We start from the raw sequence: 15,617 nt of genomic DNA, 5'->3' as shown, positions 1-15,617 counted from the left end.
AGTAGGCGGCAGAGCCATAAAAATATAAGTTCTAATGAATAGCAGGTAGATTAACCGCACCCGCGAAAACTTGCTTGAAATGCAATTGAGTGGATTTGTGAGATCGAATTAAAAGATCATTAAGCTTAGGTAATAGACCAACATCGACATGATTGCCGTTGCCGGAATAGTAAAAATCCAGGCCCAGACGATATTTCCAGCCACACCCCAACGAACAGCACTTGCCCGCTGAGTAGAGCCCACACCAACAATAGCCCCAGTAATAGTGTGGGTAGTAGAAACCGGCACACCTAAGGCGGTAGCTGCAAATAAAGTAATTGCACCGCCCGTTTCAGCGCAAAAGCCACCCACAGGCTTGAGCTTGGTTAACTTCTGACCCATCGTTTTCACAATACGCCAACCACCAAACATCGTGCCCATCGCAATCGCGACATAACAACAAATGATGGTCCAGGTAGGCGGCATACTCGCGCCCGCTTCAGCGTAGCCTGTAATGATCAACAGCAGCCAAATAATGCCAATGGTTTTTTGGGCATCATTACCACCGTGACCCAAACTATAGGCACTAGCCGATAACAATTGCAGGCGACGGAACCAGCGGTCAGTTTTTGACAGGGTCGCATGGCGGCAAACCCAAGACACCAAAAGCATCATGAGCGAGCCAAGCAAAAAGCCTACCAAGGGCGAAATAAAGATAAAGGCAACAGTCTTAAAAATCCCGGTCCATACCAATCCACCCAAACCAGCCTTAGGCAAAGCAGCACCAACAAGGCCGCCGATCAAGGCATGAGAAGAACTGGAGGGAATGCCGTAATACCAAGTAATCACATTCCAGATGATGGCGCCCACCAAGGCACCAAAAATCACGTGCAAATCAACGGCGCTAGGATGAACAATTCCCTTGCCAACAGTTGCAGCAACACTCAGATGAAAAATGAAGACTGCTAAGAAGTTAAAGAAGGCAGCAAAGACAACGGCTTGTTGCGGCTTCAGTACACCGGTAGATACAACGGTTGCAATAGAGTTGGCCGCATCATGAAAACCATTCATGAAATCGAAACCCAGTGCTAGCACCACTAAGAGCGCTACTACCCAAAAGGCTACTTCTGTCGCTGGCAACTTAATTCGCCTTAAGAGTTTTCAAGAACGATGCCTTCAACCAAATTGGCAACGTCCTCACATTTATCGGTTACTTCCTCGAGAAGCTCATAAATACGCTGACACTTGATAAGTTCGCGCACCTCAATGTCTTCTCGAAATAGACGTGTAATCGCTGTAGATAAGAGGCGGTCAGCATTTGACTCCAAATGATCAATTTCATCACAGGTCTTCAATGCAGCCTTAGCTACATCAGGATCAGAAATGTCTTTCAAGGTAGCTACTGCATTTTTCATGCTAATACAGCACTGGTTGCAAAGCTCTGCCATTTGAATCATTTCTGGCGTCATTTGCTTGACGTCATACAAATGCATTGCTTCAGTACCATTCTGCAATAAGTCAGCAACGTCATCCATGGTGTTAATCAAGGAGAAGATCTGATCGCGATCAATCGGGGTGATAAATGTTTTGTGGAGGCGGCGATGTACTTCCTTTACAACATCGTCACAAGCATGTTCCGCTCTATCGACTTCTTGTGTGTACTTAGCACGCAATACTTCATCGTTATAGTGCTCAACGAACTTAAGAAATGATTCTGAGGCAGCAACAATATTTCCCGCATGTTCATTGAACAATTCAAAGAAATTACCGTCGTGAGGCATCAACTTGCTGAAGAACATAAATCCCGATCCTTTAGGAACAAAATGCAGGTTTTGTTAGATTTGCCCACATTCTAAACAATTGCTATTGAACAACTGGAAAGCCAGCATCCGTGATCAACTGACTTGCTTGCGCCAGAGAAAGGCTTGTTTCTAGATTCACGGTTTGGGTGGCCAGATCCGCCTCAACCTTGGCAAAGGGATCTTGGGCCTGTACAGCCCGCGTGACGGCATTAATGCAGCCGCCACAAGTCATGCCCGACACCTTTAAGCTCAACATATCCACCCCTTTGTATTGAATTTGTTTGGTATGGGGTAGATTATCTTCCATATGGACACCCCAAAAGACGCCTCTCCCTCGCTGTTTACCCTCGATATTGGCGGCATGACTTGCGCCTCCTGCGTTGGCCGGGTTGAGAAGGCGCTTGATCGCATTCCCGGGGTTGAAGCAGCCAGCGTGAATTTGGCAACCGAGCAAGCCAAAGTTCGCATCCAGGCAAATTCCAGCACCACCATTGGGCAAATCATCGATGCTATCCAAAAAACCGGATACACCGCTCAAGCGAGCACTCCCCACGGGAATAGTCAAAATAACAAGAGTCACTCTTTTTGGGGTTCTGACGGTTTAGGACGAGTAATACTGAGCTTCGCCTTGTCTGCCCCCCTCTTTTTGCCGATGTTGCTCATGCCCTTTGGAATAGATTGGGCCTTATCGCCCAAATGGCAGTTATTACTAGCAACTCCAGTGCAATTCTTTTTGGGGTGGCGCTTTTATCGCGCAGGATTCAAATCACTTCTTGCCGGTTCCGGAAATATGGATTTATTGGTAGCACTGGGCACTAGTGCTGCATACGGTCTTAGCGTCTACCAAATGCTAGCTTCGCCTCATGCGAATCATGAGCTGTACTTTGAAGGATCTGCAGTCATCATTTGTATGGTGCTCTTAGGAAAATGGTTGGAGGCTAGAGCAAAACAACAAACCAGTGAAGCAATACGCGCCTTACAAAAACTCTGGCCAGAAAACGCCAAGGTATTACTCCCGGATGCAGCAATTGATGGCAATGCTTTTCTGGATCAGTATCGCGAGCTACCTTTAGATCAAGTATTTCCACATGACCGGATCCTGGTATTACCAGGTGAACGCATTCCGGTAGACGGCAAGATTATTTTTGGCGGTAGTCATGTAGATGAATCTCTTCTAACCGGTGAGAGTCAGCCCGTTAAGAAACTACTAGACGCTTATGTGATTGGCGGCTCCCTCAATGGCGAGGGTGTCTTGGTGATTGATGCTCAGGCTGTGGGGATTGAAAGTGTATTGTCCAAAATAATCACCTTGGTTGAGGATGCCCAAACACAAAAGGCACCGATTCAAAAACTGGTGGATCAAGTCAGCGCCATTTTTGTACCAAGCGTCATTGCGATCGCCCTCTTAACGGGCATCCTCAATTGGCTTTATTTAGATTCTGCATCGATCGCCATTTTGCGCGCAGTATCCGTATTGGTGATCGCGTGCCCTTGCGCATTAGGATTAGCAACACCTGCTGCCATCATGGCTGGCACCGGAGTGGCTGCGCGCTTTGGAATTCTGATTAAGGATCCCCAGGTTCTTGAATTAGCGCACCGCCTCGATATTGTTGCCTTTGATAAAACAGGAACACTCACCATTGGCAAACCCAAAGTACTCGCTTTAATTCCCATCTCTGACAGCGCAGATGCCAAGACACTTTTGGCTAGTGCTGCTGGCCTGCAAATGGGTAGCGAGCATCCGCTAGCAAAAGCGCTACTCGAAGCAGCAAAGACAGCAGGGGCAACTCCAATCAGTCCACTAGACAGCAAGGCGCTTCCTGGAATTGGGATCAGCGGTATACCCAGCTCTGGTCCCTGGGAAAATCAAACACTGTCTTTGCAAAGCATTGCTTCTTTAGAAGGCAATATCCATCACGCCGCTATTCTTGAAAAAGCACAAGATCATCTTCATGCGGGACAAACTATTTCGGTATTGATGACACAAACCCATCCACCCGAGCCCTTAGCCATGATTGCTTTTGGTGATGATGTTAAGGCAGGTGCGCAGCATGCAATTACCGCTTTACATCAACTCCATATACGTACTGTGATGCTGTCCGGCGATAACAATGCAGCTGCCAATCGCGTAGGACAGTCAATTGGTATTGATCAAGTATTTGGGCAAGTTATGCCGAGCAATAAAGCGGACATTATTCGCGCGCTCCAATCATCTGGCAAAAACCATCAACGCCAATGGGTGGCTATGGTGGGAGATGGCGTCAATGATGCCCCTGCCCTAGCAAGCGCCGATGTCGGCATGGCCATGTCTACTGGCACCGATGTGGCTATGCAAGCGGCTGGCATCACACTCATGCGTGGCGATCCCAGTTTGGTTGCTGATGCCATTGATATCTCTAAACGGACATGGGCAAAAATTCAACAAAATTTATTCTGGGCGTTTGTCTTTAATTGCACTGGTATTCCACTGGCCGCTCTTGGCTATCTTTCACCGATGCTCGCTGGTAGTGCAATGGCTCTCTCCAGCTTCTGCGTACTGAGTAATGCATTGCTGCTCAAACGCTGGCGCCCTGCTCGTCACTTTAGTTAAGCCAGAACAGTATATTTTTATTTTGCGTTCTTGCGGACGAGCTCAATATCTCCGTAGAAAGCACGCGTTTCTGACTTTGTATTGTCGGTATCCGTTAATAATGCCACTCCAATAATTTCCCCAGGCGCTTCTCCATAGGCGCGCTTATAGTCGGCAGCAAGGTCCCGCGAATGTCGTCGCCACTCTCCTAGACCTTCTTTACCGGAATCAACCACGATCATCTTGATGCGCGAAGTATGCGCATTCGTAATAATGGTGTCGACTGGAGTTTTGCCGGACCAGATGTACATTAAGGTTGCATAGGGCATTTCTTGGCCGCTGATGAGATTAGCCATTTCAAAATTTAATTTTTCTTTCAGCGATAGTTTTGATTTATTGCCATCAAAAGCAACCAATAGTCTGAGAGGAGCATCATCTTGAAGTGACTGGGCGTTATCCGCATCCGGCAATGCGCCAGTTGCCTTCCATTCCCACTGTAACCATAAATTATTGGTTTGACGCGGCCGCAGTTTCACGGCCAATCCAGAGGCTGAAGTAATTGCATTGGCGCTGAGGACTGTTCTACCTTGATAGTTTTCAAGGCGATATACCGTGTTCTTTTTATAAGGCGCTATCCGATAAAAATTCCAGCCGGTAGGTAGGCCATCTCGGGCGGTTTCCATCGAAAATTTGGGCAATTCATCTTGGGCTTGTAGCTGGTCAACCTGAAAATTCTGACCAGATTCATTTTGTACCGAGCCGCCAGGGCCAGCGCATCCTGTCAGAGCAATCAGCAGGCAGGTAAATATGAGAAGTGGGCGGATACGCATCCTGCAATTGTCCCAAAGAATTGCTTAACTGAGTCTAAAATTCGGATATGCGTCAACAATCCCCTACAAGCTGGGCAATCATCTCTGTCTGCATTGCCGCAGTCGTGCACTTTGCCCTAGGATTTGCGATTGAATTTTCAGTTGATGAAGCCCATTACGCGCTATACGCGCAACACTTAGCCTGGAGTTATTTTGATCACCCACCTTTAGTGGGCTGGCTACAGTGGCCACTCGTAGTGATCACCTCCTCAGAGGGAGTCATTCGCCTCATCCCCGAATTGCTGTGGATCATCTCTTGTCTTTTGGTCTACCAAGTCACGATCGCAGTACACCATTACATACAAGGACGAAACGCGGGCTACCTCACAAGTGCACTGCCATCGGCCAATACTTGCGGCTTGATGGCGGTACTGACTATTATTGCCGCGCCCATTCCGCACGTACTGGCAATCGGCTTATTACCTGACACCTTACTAGCACCCCTCAGCCTCGGACTGATGTTAATGACGCTGCGTTGGTTGAGTAATGATCACTTTAAATTGAGCGATTGGCTCATTACCGGTGTATTGCTAGGTTTGGCAGGACTGAGCAAATACACGGCAGCGTTCACAGCCCTTGCCGTGCTAGTTGTATTTTTAAGCGCCCCCAGAAAACCTTGGATTTCTAAGCTCGGCTTTTGGATCGCCTTGATCGTTGCATTACTCATGATTTCACCGGTGCTGTATTGGAATTGGGCTAATGACTGGATATCCTTCAAATATCAACTGGCACATGGCTCTGGTAGCGCCTGGCTCTGGCGCAGATTGGCAGCTTATGTTGGTATTCAGATCCTGGTCTATGGGCCACTTCTAGTACTAGGTGCGTATTTATTTGTGAAGCATTGCATTCATGGCACCAAGCTTTCTTTATTGGCTTTGCTTGGATTTTTTGTCATACCCTTTGCCATTTTCACCAGTCTTGCTGGTGGCGGTGGATTGCCACACTGGACAACACCTGCTTGGTTTTGTCTTGCCCCATTTGCGGGAATCGGTTTAGCAAAAGCGTGGTCAACGCAACACCGTCGCCTCATTCAAGTCTTGCTGATTTCTCAAATCGTGCTTTGCTGCCTTGGTTTTGCCTACGTACTTTCTGGTGGCATTAGCACCGCAGCTGTCAAGTCCAACCCCATCGCCGATCTCTATGGCTGGAAAGCGGCAGGACAAAAAGCTGCAGAACTAGCGCAAGCAAAAAAGGTTACCGGGATTGCAGTACACAACTGGACGCTAGGTAGTCGAGCTGCTTGGTATGCGAGACCGATCCCCGTGTTTATCTTGGATGACCGTCAAGATCAATTTGATCTCTGGTCTGGGCAACTTCCTCAAGGCGCCAACGTTCTACTACTGAACTGGTCAGGCATGTCGTTTTCTAGCCCTATTGGCAAGAATGTAGGGTTTGAACACTGTGAAGCGCTCGATACCCTAGAAATTCAACGATTTGGGCAAATTCTGTCCAAATTTGACTTTAGCCTTTGCAGCAATTGGCAAGGACCCCGTCGGACGGACTAATTCGCCCAAATTCAAGACCTTAGGCGCCCAAAGCATTATCCTTACGCCTATGAGTTCATCAGCACAATCCACCCCAAAAGCTCCCTCTGGGTGGAAATCTATTCTGAAGCGGGCGTGGCCCACAGTTCGGATCCTACTGTCAGTAGCACTCCTCTGGAAGGCAACTAGCGGTATTGACTGGAAAGCCTTACTCAACTCCGATATTCAAATGCAACCTTTGTGGTTCTTGGCAGCACTAGGAAGCATGATGTTGGCTTTTATTTGCGGTGGTTATCGCTGGGGCTTATTTATGCAGGCTGTTGGATTTCCACGTCGCATTTATTCTTATATTGGTTTGTATTTCACTGGCGGTCTTATCAACCAAGGACTCCCAAGCACCCTAGGAGGCGATAGCTATCGCGCTATCACCGCAACCCACTTAACCAACACCGGTGATCTTAGCCATCCCAAAGAATTGAATGCGGAGCTTCACCACACTGTAGACCTTGAGCACGCAAACCCAAAATTACGCCTGAGCTTTGCGATGGTATTGGTTGATCGCCTATTAGGCTTGGCAGGAAATAACTTACTTGGTGGAATTGGTTTAGTTTTAGGTGGTGCTACCCTCGCCGCCTGGGGACAAGATCTCGGCTATGCAGTCATCGGCATCATGATTTCGGCAGGTCTGATTGCTTCCGCAATTCTTGCCTGGTCTACCAGTCGCAATCTCTTACAAAAACTGCTTGATCGCCTGCGCATGAATCAAGCAATGCCAGGTATCCGTTTGGCCTTCTCCTGGCCGGTGAATATTGCTCAAGCCCTACTCGCCATTGGCATCCACTGCTTAACCATCCTGACACTGCTGTTCTGCATGAAGGCCTATGGAGTAAATGCACCCATTGAGGGACTCATGATTGGTCTGCCAGCATTAAGCTTGCTACTCATGTTGCCCATTAGTATTTCAGGTTGGGGTTTGCGCGAGGCCACACTCTCTTCTGTATTGGCACTCTGGGGCGTTAATCCCTCGCTCACAGTATTAGCCTCGATTAGTTATGGCGCCATCACTGTGATCTCCGTTCTCCCTGGCGCATACTTTTTACTCAAACGAAAATAATCCACTTAAAGCAAAACTATGTCTATTAGCGTCAATACCATGCGTGCCATTGATCATTGGGTTGGGGTTCCGCTGTGCGCAATCGCCAGTCCAATAGTGGCTCTAATTGATCGCATTAAAAACGTCTTTTCTCGCGGGCCTCAAAACCCTAAAAAATTACTCTTCATTGAACTCTCCGAAATGGGGAGCGCCATCTTAGTAGACCCAGCAATGCGTAATGCGCAAGCACGTGGCGCTGAAATATTTTTCTTAATCTTCAAAAGCAATCGTGCAAGCCTAACCCTTCTCAATACCGTCAAGCCGGAAAATATTTTCACGATTGACTCTTCAAGCTTGGGCGGCTTAATTAAAGATACGCTGCGCTTTCTGGTGCTTGCACGTCACCACCGGATTGATACCGTCATTGATCTTGAGCTTTTCTCTCGCTTTACTGCCCTACTCACCGGCCTTTGTGGTGCAAGACGTCGAGTCGGCTATCACATCTTCCATGGTGAAGGTTTATGGCGCGGCTTTATGTTGACCCGCAAGGTACATTACAACCCACATATTCATATCACCAAGAACTTCTTGTCCCTGATTCATGCAGCCTTTGCCAAAGACATTGAAGTTCCTTTCAGCAAAATCCACATTTCTGACTCCGAAGTTAAGCTAGAGCAAGCAGTGATTCATCCTGAGACACTAGAAAAAGTGCGCACTAGAATTGAGAAGCTCGCTAAAGAAGCCAGCATCCCCTTTACGTACGGAAAAGATCGTTTGATTTTGATCAACCCGAATGCGAGCGATCTTTTGCCGCAACGTCGCTGGTCGCAACAACGCTTTTCTGAATTGATTCAAGCAATCCACCAACAATATCCAACCGACCTCATTCTCATCACCGGCTCCCCCGCTGAATTTGTCTATGTCGATAAGGTTCGCTCTGTTGCTAATGTAAAGAATGCCTTGAATTTTGCTGGTCAGGTTGGTTTCGCCGAGCTACCTCCCCTGTACACGCTTTCTGATGTCATGGTGACGAATGATTCAGGCCCCGGTCATTTCTCTGCAGTGACCCCTTTGAGAACAGTAGTGCTCTTTGGACCAGAGACTCCAGCACTCTATGGCTCTGTAGGTAACTCTATTGCGATCACTGCCAACTTGGCATGCTCACCCTGCGTTAGTGCTGCCAATCATCGCAAAACACCGTGTCACGACAATGTTTGTATGCAGGCCATTACCGTTGCGCAAGTTTTGGAAAAAGTTCAGGTGCAACTCCAAGCAGCAGATCAAGCCAAGGGTCGTTAAACCGGATGAGCAATAAAGCCATCTCTAACTACGTATGGTTTATTCCACTCATTCCTATTGCGCTTGCCTTGGGCATTTATTTTGGCGAACTCCAAAGCGCTAGCTTTCTATTCATTAATCGCTTTACCCAATTATTACCAGACACCCTCTGGGCTTGGCTCACTTTTCTAGGGAATGGCTGGGGCGTATTTGCACTCACTTTCCCGCTGATATTGCTAGCGCCCCGTTTATTAAGCGCCGGAATCTTTGCGGGCGCTATTGCAGCGCTTGCAAGCACCCTTCTCAAGAATATTTTTAACCTTCCCAGGCCTGCAGGCCTTCTAGAAGAGGGTAGCTTTTATCGGATTGGTGAAGCTATCACACAGCGAGCACTACCGTCAGGTCATACATTGACTGCTTTTGCAGTAGCAAGTGCTTTGTATTTTTCAGCCAGCAAAGAGATGCGCAAACATCTCATCATTCTTTTTGCGCTGGCAGTATTTGTAGGACTATCACGCAACGCTGTTGGGGCCCATTGGTTAACAGATGTTCTGGCAGGCGCGGGAATAGGCTTATGGTGTGGCATGCTCGGCGCCCTACTCTCATTAAGAATCCCTGAGGATCAATTGAGCCCAAGAAAATTCTGGCCTCGTTTAATGGCTTTGGGTGGCTGTGTAGCAATCTATGCGCACTACACTCAAATGATGGATTTGGAGCTCAATCTTCCGCTGCAGTACGCCTCAATTGCGATTATCGCCATCACTTTAATTTTCTTTGCTAAAGCCCAGCTCAAGCAATCACCCAATATCTCAGAATAATTTTCTATGTTTAGCTATCGACATGCTTTTCATGCTGGCAGTCATGCTGACATCCTCAAGCACCTCACTCTGATTCATCTTGTTGACTACCTCCAAGAAAAGCCCGGTGCGCTCACCATTGTCGATACCCATGCTGGAGCTGGAATTTATAGCCTAAAAGATGGTTTTGCTGCGGTTAGCAAGGAGGCTGAGGGCGGCATCTTTCGCCTACTTGCCTATGCAAAGTCCAATACCCTCCCAGAGAGTATTCAGAAATATCTAGAATGCATTCAGACTGAAAATTCCTCGGATGCAATCGATACCTACCCAGGATCACCCTTTATCCTAGCCCGACTTTTACGGCCCCAGGATCGCTTAAAACTGTTTGAACTTCACCCCAAAGAAATAGACATCCTGCGTCACAACATCGGCGAACTAAAACAGTCAAAGCAAATTGATATTTATGCTGAAGATAGTTTCTCAAGACTCAAAGGGCTATTGCCGCCTCCCAGCAGAAGAGGTCTCGTATTAATCGACCCTTCTTACGAAGACAAACAAGATTATCGACATCTTGAAACCGCCATCGAAGAAGCATTACAGCGTTTTGCAACGGGTTGTTATGCGATTTGGTACCCCATTCTCTCCAGAAGAGAGTCAGCAGCACTGCCTGATAGGATGAAGAAAATTGCAGCAACCCATCAGCGCTCTTGGCTGCATGCTGAGTTACGTGTAGAAAATGCTCCAGGCGAGCGTCGACTTCAGACTAGTGGGATGTTGATTATCAATCCCCCATGGACTCTTGAGAAGCATCTGGCTGATGCCCTACCGACCCTTACTAGAGTCCTAGGTATCGGCAATGGCGCCCAATTTTTACTTAAAGCGTTCGAAGCTTAAGACTTTTCGCTTACCAAGCTGCGCGCAGATGAAATCCTGCCGGACTATATTCCAGGTTAGCCTGAGCACCCACTGGTAAGGTGAGCTTATTGGCTTGATGGCCAAAAGGAAGGTCTGTCAGGATGGGAATCGATTTTGGTAGACGCTCACGAATGGCTTGAACTGCATGATCCAATGCATAGCCATTATCGTTGTCGTACAAACGATAGGCAGAAAATCCACCCAACAATATTGCAGCTTGATTAGTTAAGATGCATGCATCTAACAATTGAATCAACATCCTCTCCAGACGATAAGGATGTTCGTTTACATCCTCTAAAAATAAAATACCGCCCTGCGTTTGCTCCAGCGAGGGAAGATAAGGAGTGCCAATTAACCCTGCAACTACCGTGAGGTTTCCGCCCCAGAGCATGCCATGAGCAGAGCCGCTAGGCACTCCCCCTAAAAAATCTTGGGGCGCAGTAATTTGGCACTCTAATTTGCGTTCTTGAACTGCGTTTAAGAAATGCTTCCACATAAATGCATCAGGAGCGCTCAGAACCCCATCATCCATTTTTCCAAAATCGTAATTGAGCATAGGGCCGGACAACGTTACCGCCCCGGTCTTGGCAAGTAAAGCCAATTCAAACGCTGTGAAGTCGCTATGGCCGCAAATCTGCAATCCCTGCGCGACTGCTTTCGCAATGTTGTCCCATTCAATATTGGGGAGTAGTCGATGAATGCCGTAGCCACCCCGCATTGCCATCACCAATTGATTAGAGCTTAGAGCGGCCAATTGATTTAACTCGGTCAAACGTTGGCTATCAGTTCCTGCAAAGCGCTGGTGCACTCTCTGTACGCATTCCGGATTATGAATGGTGATGCCCTGGCTTTTAAGCCACTCTATTGCGGCTAAAGGACTTTTTTCATCAGGACTAGCGCCTGAGGGAGCAATTAAATGAATCGATTTCAACGTCGTTCCTTAAAGAAACTGCGGAGCAGCTGCCCACAGGCCTCACCCATCATGCCACCCTCAATACTGGTTTGATGATTGATTTGTTTTTCAGAGAATACATCCAAAACACTTCCAGCTGCACCGGTTTTGGGGTCCTTAGCACCATAGACAACCCGCTCAACCCGGGCATGCAAAATTGCGCCAGAGCACATCGCGCAGGGCTCTAAGGTGACATATAAGGTACTACCCGGCAAGCGATAGTTTTTTTCAGATTGGGCTGCATCCCTTAAGGCAAGCATTTCAGCATGTGCACTGGGATCATGATTAGTAATGGGTTTATTAAAAGCCTTCGCGATGACTTGGCCATCGCGAACCAATACTGCACCCACGGGAACTTCTCCAGCAAGAGCGGCTAACTGTGCCTGCTCGATTGCCTGCTGCATAAATTGCTGATCAAGTTCTGCTTGACTCATTTAGGAATGATGAACGTCAGCCCAGCAGTTGGGGGTTTCGTATAGGCGAATAGCGGATAGCTCCAAACGCCCGCCAAATGCCTTACTAAATACAGGCTGCAAAATTGCGAATGCAGCATTTGCAAGATTTTCAACAGTAGGAACGTGCTCCATGATGACTGTCTTGTGATTTGGCAGACTACCTAAAAATGCTACTAAACCAGCATCTTCTTTAGCCACCAAAAATGCATGGTCCCAGGGCTCCACCACGTATTGATTCGTTAAACGCTTAATGTCGCCAAAATCCAAGACCATACCGTCATCGGCTTTACCAGGGTGGTCTGCGACCTCACCAGTCAAAGTAACTTCAATGGCATAACGATGGCCATGCAAATGCCGGCACTGCCCATCATGATTTGGAATGCGGTGACCTGAGTCAAACTCCAGTCGGCGTGTAATCGAGATATTGGGTTGTTTAATAGTCATTCAATCATTTACTCAGAAGCGGGCTTAGCCCTTTTAACGAATTCCAATTAGCTTGTGAGATTGAATACTCAATCTCCATAATGGGCGCTTTTGACACAGACTTACCGCAAGCTCAGTATTGCTTTTGAGATTAGCGCCATCCATCGGTTGCAAGAAGCGATTGCGATAATCCATTTTTTCAAATCGTGCCATTAAAGACTCCAGGGAAGCATGACCTGCTTGTGGCACAACGAGCTTTAATTCATGTGCCTGTAATACGATCAACTCTGAACCGGCTTTCGGACTTACGCAAACCCAATCAACCCCTTTAGGCACTTTGATAGTACCGTTGGTCTCAATCGCTACTTCAAAACCTTTTTGATGCAGGGCTCCGATGAGCGGTTCATCCAATTGCAACAGGGGCTCTCCACCAGTAAACACGACGTAGCGCTGCTGCGGTCCAGCTAAGGTACTTCTCCATGCACTCTCAATTGCACTAGCAAGTTCTTCGGCCGTTAAAAATTTGCCGCCGCCTACCCCATCGCTCCCCACAAAATCGGTATCGCAAAATTGGCAGATAGCCGTTTCGCGATCTTCTTCGCGCCCGCTCCACAAGTTGCAGCCAGCAAAGCGACAAAAAACAGCAGCACGCCCTGCGTGCGCGCCCTCACCTTGAAGCGTTGGAAATAGTTCTTTTACGGTATACATAACAATGCGCCCATTTTAAGCGCTTTGACTACTTCCAGGAGATCAACTCCCACTGCCAATAATCTTCCCAATAGGCATTTGCCCACCAAACCCCGTCAGTGATGTATCGCCCCATACCCCTTCGAACCGCCCAGCGTCCAATTTCTGGGGCAAACCAGACATCTTCATCGCGTATATTGCCGATTCTGAATAGGTCATTACTCTCAAAATAAGGCATTTGATTATGAAATTTGAGGGTCAAAAATTGACCAGCTGGTACCTGCACCCGCTCCCAATCATTAGCACTAATGTTCAGCGCCCAGTAGTAATTATTTGAGGGGTAACCCACTACCTCATAACGTGTTTGATAAAAACGATTCCATCCTGGTGTTAATTGCTCAGGCCATAGGGGCATTGCCTGCTGAAACTGTTGCGGGGGATTCCAGTGAGGATCTTGCAAAGCAAATCCCCAGGGCGATTGAATCTCATCTGGCAGCTGCCCTGCTTTTGCTCCAGACCGAGCGATGCGCACTTCACGCCCCACTGAGACAACTCTCTCTGTAACCGTATCAACTAGCTCTTGATTAAAGACGTTTCGAATTTGATAGACCCATTCTTGCCCTACCTTAGGCGCACGAATCGGAGGGGTTGGATGCGGTGGAGCAACCAACTCCCCTTGTGGGTAAGGTTGCGTAGCAATACAGGCCGCCAAGCCCAATGGCAATAAGAGGGCTAGCAAGCCCCTACGCATTACTTGTATGAAGTTAATTGCCATTGAAAACTACCCTCAGAAATCGTTGCGCCACCATCCGCTTGAATCTCATAAGACCCTGAGGTCTCGCGAGCAACCCAGCGTCCGATTTGCGGAGCAAACCAAATAGTCTCTTTGTGCATGCAAGCAATTTTGTTGGCATCTTCACTCTCATAGTTGATGAGGTTGCTAAAGCGCAAAGTCACGAACTCCCCTGCTGGAACGGTAATCTTTTCCCACCCCTGGGCACTCATATATTCTTGCCAATTCAGCCTGCCATCCGGATAGCCAGCAATGGTGTACTTGGTATTAAATTGCTTACTCCAAGAGCTGGAGAGCTCGAGGGGCCAAAGCGGGAGAGCTGGACTAAAGTGCATCACCTTCGGCCATTGCGAATCCACACTGACATACCCCCATGAAGATTGAACTTCGTTTGGCAGCATATTGCCATCTTCGGTTCGGGCGATCGTAATACTAGAGCCTATATTCGCAACCCTTTCAGTAATGATGCCCAATGTCTTTCCATTGAAAACATCTTTCTTGATATAGGACCATTCCTGACCTACTTGGGGAGGCCTTACCGTTGGCAATGGGCTTGGGGCCGGAACAGAAACGCCTTTTTCATAAGACAGAGGGATGCCACATGCAACCGGCATTAAAGCAGCAGATGCAATAAAGGTGCGACGCGATAAATTCATAAAACCCCCTTAAAAGATTAATGTCTATGTTGCCTCGAGCAAGCTGAGCTCTTCATCGGTGAAACCTGCTCGCCTACGCGCTTCTATATTAAATGGCCCCCGCAAACGTGGAGCGGAATATTGTTGAGCCAACTCTCGATAGGTGCTTATTGGAGAGACATTGGTTTGATTGCATAGATAGTTAAACCAATGATTGCCAATCGCAACATGCCCAACCTCATCGCGCAAAATAATTTCCAGTATCTCCACTGCACGCACTTCTTTGATTTGCTTAAAGCGATCCCGAATCGACGGTACCGCATCCAGGCCTCTTGCCTCCATCGTCCTAGGAACCAATGCCATTCTGGCAATCACTGCATCACTGGTTCTTTCTACCATCTCCCAAAGGCTGTTGTGCGCTGGAAAGTCGCCATAAGCAAAGCCTAGAGACTCGATATATTCATTTACCAAAGTAAAGTGATAGGCCTCTTCTTTTGCAACTCGAAGCCAATCCCCATAGTATTGGTCAGGCATACCTTGGAAGCGCCAAATAGCATCTAAGGCAAGGTTAATCGCATTAAATTCAATATGCGCCAAAGAATGCAACAAAGAGACTCTACCCTCAACCGTATCCATCCGTCGTTTGGGCACTTGTAAGGGGGGAATTAATTCCGGTTTTGGTGGTCTACCCGGTAGATTCGAATCCAAGCATTCCAACCGCACATCAGAGTTCAATGAAATTTGGTTCTGTTGATAAGTATCGAATAATTGATGAACTCGATTTACCTTAATTTGCGCATCTGTCATCAACAGGATTTCGAGAGCAGTTTGGCGTAACTCGATCATTTGCGCAAAATGGGATTAGTACGTTATTAAAACGCCTACT

17 protein-coding genes are annotated in these 15,617 nt (G+C 47.6%); 6 read left to right on the top strand and 11 right to left on the bottom strand.

The window, feature by feature from the left end; all coding sequences use genetic code 11:
* Positions 1 to 108: 108 nt before the first annotated feature.
* The 3 genes from ICN24_RS04125 to ICN24_RS04115 all read right to left on the bottom strand — a co-directional run bounded on the left by ICN24_RS04125 (position 109) and on the right by ICN24_RS04115 (position 2,088).
* Entirely contained in the window at positions 109 to 1,050 is a 942-nt protein-coding gene (locus ICN24_RS04125) for an anion permease (protein ID WP_370623111.1), read from the bottom strand.
* A gap of 80 nt (positions 1,051 to 1,130) precedes the next feature.
* A complete protein-coding gene (locus tag ICN24_RS04120; RefSeq protein WP_216221525.1) occupies positions 1,131 to 1,778 on the bottom strand; it encodes a DUF47 domain-containing protein in 648 nt (215 codons plus the stop codon).
* A 64-nt stretch (positions 1,779 to 1,842) separates the two neighbouring features.
* Positions 1,843 to 2,088: a heavy-metal-associated domain-containing protein gene (locus ICN24_RS04115; RefSeq protein WP_255532553.1), complete on the bottom strand. Its 246-nt coding sequence runs from the start codon at positions 2,086 to 2,088 to the stop codon at positions 1,843 to 1,845.
* Here ICN24_RS04115 and ICN24_RS04110 point away from each other — a divergent pair, their 5' ends adjacent.
* Positions 2,089 to 4,371: a cation-translocating P-type ATPase gene (locus ICN24_RS04110; protein WP_216221524.1), complete on the top strand. Its 2,283-nt coding sequence runs from the start codon at positions 2,089 to 2,091 to the stop codon at positions 4,369 to 4,371. It begins immediately after the preceding gene.
* Positions 4,372 to 4,388: 17 nt separating this feature from the next.
* On the opposite strand, the gene ICN24_RS04105 is transcribed toward ICN24_RS04110, so the two are convergent.
* A complete protein-coding gene (locus ICN24_RS04105; protein WP_216221523.1) occupies positions 4,389 to 5,180 on the bottom strand; it encodes a DUF3047 domain-containing protein in 792 nt (263 codons plus the stop codon).
* A 47-nt stretch (positions 5,181 to 5,227) separates the two neighbouring features.
* On the opposite strand from ICN24_RS04105, the gene ICN24_RS04100 reads away from it, so the two are divergent.
* Genes ICN24_RS04100 through ICN24_RS04080 form a run of 5 tightly spaced genes read left to right on the top strand, consistent with a single transcriptional unit; the run spans position 5,228 to position 10,765 of the window.
* Complete coding sequence (locus tag ICN24_RS04100) at positions 5,228 to 6,724, top strand: glycosyltransferase family 39 protein (RefSeq protein ID WP_216221522.1); 1,497 nt, start codon at positions 5,228 to 5,230, stop codon at positions 6,722 to 6,724.
* Between the two features lie 49 nt (positions 6,725 to 6,773).
* Positions 6,774 to 7,817, top strand: coding sequence for a lysylphosphatidylglycerol synthase transmembrane domain-containing protein (locus tag ICN24_RS04095; RefSeq protein ID WP_216221521.1), 1,044 nt, complete (start codon positions 6,774 to 6,776; stop codon positions 7,815 to 7,817).
* A gap of 18 nt (positions 7,818 to 7,835) precedes the next feature.
* Positions 7,836 to 9,095 carry a glycosyltransferase family 9 protein gene (locus ICN24_RS04090; protein WP_216221520.1) on the top strand — a complete coding sequence of 420 codons (1,260 nt, stop codon included), beginning with the start codon at positions 7,836 to 7,838 and terminating at the stop codon, positions 9,093 to 9,095.
* Between the two features lie 5 nt (positions 9,096 to 9,100).
* Positions 9,101 to 9,892 (top strand): phosphatase PAP2 family protein, encoded by a 792-nt coding sequence (locus ICN24_RS04085; RefSeq protein ID WP_216221519.1) that lies wholly within the window; start codon positions 9,101 to 9,103, stop codon positions 9,890 to 9,892.
* Between the two features lie 6 nt (positions 9,893 to 9,898).
* Positions 9,899 to 10,765 (top strand): 23S rRNA (adenine(2030)-N(6))-methyltransferase RlmJ, encoded by an 867-nt coding sequence (locus ICN24_RS04080; RefSeq protein ID WP_216221517.1) that lies wholly within the window; start codon positions 9,899 to 9,901, stop codon positions 10,763 to 10,765.
* Between the two features lie 10 nt (positions 10,766 to 10,775).
* Here ICN24_RS04080 and ICN24_RS04075 read toward each other — a convergent pair whose 3' ends face one another.
* Genes ICN24_RS04075 through ICN24_RS04045 form a run of 7 tightly spaced genes read right to left on the bottom strand, consistent with a single transcriptional unit; the run spans position 10,776 to position 15,577 of the window.
* The gene (locus tag ICN24_RS04075; protein ID WP_216221516.1) at positions 10,776 to 11,717 is read right to left on the bottom strand and encodes an LD-carboxypeptidase; all 942 of its coding nucleotides are present in this window, start codon (positions 11,715 to 11,717) and stop codon (positions 10,776 to 10,778) included.
* Positions 11,714 to 12,172, bottom strand: coding sequence for a tRNA adenosine(34) deaminase TadA (gene tadA / locus ICN24_RS04070; protein WP_216221514.1), 459 nt, complete (start codon positions 12,170 to 12,172; stop codon positions 11,714 to 11,716). Before tadA ends, ICN24_RS04075 begins: the two co-directional genes overlap by 4 nt.
* A complete protein-coding gene (gene queD / locus ICN24_RS04065; protein WP_216221512.1) occupies positions 12,173 to 12,637 on the bottom strand; it encodes a 6-carboxytetrahydropterin synthase QueD in 465 nt (154 codons plus the stop codon).
* A 33-nt stretch (positions 12,638 to 12,670) separates the two neighbouring features.
* Positions 12,671 to 13,324 (bottom strand): 7-carboxy-7-deazaguanine synthase, encoded by a 654-nt coding sequence (queE, locus tag ICN24_RS04060; protein ID WP_216221510.1) that lies wholly within the window; start codon positions 13,322 to 13,324, stop codon positions 12,671 to 12,673.
* 28 nt (positions 13,325 to 13,352) lie between these two features.
* Complete coding sequence (locus tag ICN24_RS04055) at positions 13,353 to 14,078, bottom strand: hypothetical protein (RefSeq protein WP_216221508.1); 726 nt, start codon at positions 14,076 to 14,078, stop codon at positions 13,353 to 13,355.
* Complete coding sequence (locus tag ICN24_RS04050; protein WP_216221506.1) at positions 14,054 to 14,752, bottom strand: hypothetical protein; 699 nt, start codon at positions 14,750 to 14,752, stop codon at positions 14,054 to 14,056. The genes ICN24_RS04055 and ICN24_RS04050 overlap by 25 nt, the downstream gene beginning before the upstream one ends.
* A 24-nt stretch (positions 14,753 to 14,776) precedes the next feature.
* Positions 14,777 to 15,577: a ferritin-like domain-containing protein gene (locus tag ICN24_RS04045; RefSeq protein WP_216221503.1), complete on the bottom strand. Its 801-nt coding sequence runs from the start codon at positions 15,575 to 15,577 to the stop codon at positions 14,777 to 14,779.
* Between the last annotated feature and the right edge of the window lie 40 nt (positions 15,578 to 15,617).

This window comes from Polynucleobacter sp. UK-Kesae-W10, assembly GCF_018881575.1.
In the GTDB taxonomy this organism is placed as follows: domain Bacteria; phylum Pseudomonadota; class Gammaproteobacteria; order Burkholderiales; family Burkholderiaceae; genus Polynucleobacter.
Note: the sequence above shows the minus strand (reverse complement) of the source record. Positions and strands in the feature narration are given on the sequence as shown.